5 protein-coding genes and 1 tRNA gene are annotated in these 1,921 nt (G+C 51.8%); 5 read left to right on the top strand and 1 reads right to left on the bottom strand.

The genetic code is table 11. The features are described 5' to 3' along the window. Positions 1-239 precede the first annotated feature (239 nt). From IBX50_RS20225 to IBX50_RS20210, 4 genes are all read left to right on the top strand, one after another. On the top strand, positions 240-410 hold the full coding sequence (locus tag IBX50_RS20225; RefSeq protein WP_292258191.1) for a hypothetical protein: 171 nt from the start codon (positions 240-242) through the stop codon (positions 408-410). A gap of 147 nt (positions 411-557) precedes the next feature. Beyond that, positions 558-806 (top strand): hypothetical protein, encoded by a 249-nt coding sequence (locus IBX50_RS20220; RefSeq protein ID WP_292258190.1) that lies wholly within the window; start codon positions 558-560, stop codon positions 804-806. A gap of 108 nt (positions 807-914) precedes the next feature. Beyond that, entirely contained in the window at positions 915-1,079 is a 165-nt protein-coding gene (locus IBX50_RS20215; protein ID WP_292258189.1) for a phage virion morphogenesis protein, read from the top strand. Between the two features lie 207 nt (positions 1,080-1,286). Next, positions 1,287-1,360: transfer RNA gene (locus IBX50_RS20210), tRNA-Glu, on the top strand. Positions 1,361-1,527: 167 nt separating this feature from the next. Here IBX50_RS20210 and IBX50_RS20205 read toward each other — a convergent pair. Next, complete coding sequence (locus IBX50_RS20205; protein WP_292258188.1) at positions 1,528-1,677, bottom strand: hypothetical protein; 150 nt, start codon at positions 1,675-1,677, stop codon at positions 1,528-1,530. A 12-nt stretch (positions 1,678-1,689) separates the two neighbouring features. Between IBX50_RS20205 and IBX50_RS20200 the strand changes: the two genes are divergently transcribed. Continuing rightward, complete coding sequence (locus tag IBX50_RS20200) at positions 1,690-1,863, top strand: hypothetical protein (protein WP_292258187.1); 174 nt, start codon at positions 1,690-1,692, stop codon at positions 1,861-1,863. Positions 1,864-1,921: the final 58 nt, after the last annotated feature.

Genomic DNA, 1,921 nt, shown 5'->3' with positions numbered 1-1,921 from the left:
GTGGCTGGCTATGCCACCATTATCTCAAACTTTGAGGGAGTTAATCAGAGCTTCCTTAAGTTTGCGGCAAGCTGGCGACCATCACTGATCTATGGCCTGCTGTCACTTTTACGGTGATACACAGCCAGCCCTTTCTTGATGCCAGCCATAGTGGCTCCTATAATCAAATCAGTTGATGCCGCAATGGGTTTGTGGGTAATAAGTGCCCTAGGCGGAAACCTTGGATCAGGAGTAAGAAGATGGGCGAAATGACCAAAGATGAAGCCCTGAAGTTTCAAAAAACTGAGGCTGAAATTGCCAAGCTGATGGCTGAAACCATGAAAATTCAGAAAGAATCCTTCTGGTATCCCATTGCTATCAGCGGTGGCTTGATTGCCGCAGTAGCAGCAACAGTTAAAATATTTTTCTAATTGCCTAGCTGCACCAAGCCCTGCCACTGAGTAGGGTTTCTTCATTTGGGGCTTTACGCTTGGTGAAGTCACCCAAACCTCAGCAGGCATCAAAACCGGCTGAAAACCTTTGACAATTCATTGGCACGCGAGAACATAAAGTTTCTGGTGGCAGCGCATCTGATCAAACACCACGAGGTTGGCCAGCAGGATCATCGCCGGATACAGCAGTTGCTGGATGATGGTACGGTTTATCAAGTGCCAGACCGCAGTGAGCGCCTGATCTATATTACGCTGGATAATGTGATTTACTGGGCGGCATTAAAGAAAACGGCTGATGACAAGAAGAATTACTTTCTGACGCTGTTCCGGGTTAAGACAGATAATCCGCCGTCGGATGCAGTAAAGGTGAGATGAGGTCTGCCGCGTGGGAGGCACCCACGCTAGCCCTCATCAACGCCGAAGCGAAGGGGTCGGTAGCCATACCGATCGACAGACCAGCTTTCATTGTAGAAGTAAACAGTCATGATTGAAATCAACATAGGCTCTGATGCCGTTATCCAAGCCCTGCAAGAGGCACAGGCAGGCAGTGACAACCTAGAGCCTGCATACAAATCGATTGGCGAAATGCTGGTGGCATCCACCCATCAGCGGTTTAGGGATCGGGTTGACCCTGAAGGAAACGCCTAGGCAGAGCTGTCCGCAGTCACCCAAGCCATCAAAGGCCACAGCCGCCAGCTGGCTAAATCTAGATACTCACCGATGTCTGCAAAGGCGGGTTGCAGGTTGGTGGTTTTGGCGATGACCTAGTTGAGTACATCCATCAGGCTTTGGTCGTCTATAGTGATGCTGATGCTTGATCCGGCCATGGGGGCCGTCTCCTATACTGGGTGTGAGGGCGGTGTTTCCTACCGGAAAGGTTACGATCCTTTCGAGTTCGTATTATGCAGGTTCGACTCCTGCCGCCGCCCTTCCTCCTTTGCTTTCAATCAATCATCCAGCTTGCCTTGCAACAGCTCGTATTGCATATCAACGTTACCGATGCCTAAGGCCAGTTTCAATCCACGCGCCAGCGGGGACGCGACATCAAGCGCAGGGCGTTGGAAGCCATCAACAGCAGAAAGGCTAACGCAACGCACTAAAGGATCAGGCGAGCAATGGCGATCACGTTGATTGCGGCTGCCAGCGCAGCAATTCCCAATCCTGCCAGCGCAACGCCACCGCCGAAGTGTAAAAGCCCCAGCAGAAACACAAAAAAGCCCAGTGCCGCCAAACGTAAAGCCATCATAAGGGTGAATCCGTGTCAGACATGAAGTTAAAGGTAACACTCACCGGCGATGGTCACCAGCTTTCCGGCACCCTGAAAGATGCCCAGACTGGCGTGCGGCAGTTTGGTGGTGGTGCCCAGTCATCAGCCGCTCGGGCAGATACAGCCTTCGGCAAAACCCGCAGGCGACCAGCAACAACAGGCTGAATAGTTTCAATCCACGCGCCCGCTGCATATTCTGCCCCATCGTGAACACTCATTCTGG

The sequence above is a fragment of the Marinospirillum sp. genome (genome assembly GCF_014859565.1).
This window is presented reverse-complemented; position numbering and strand designations above follow the sequence as displayed.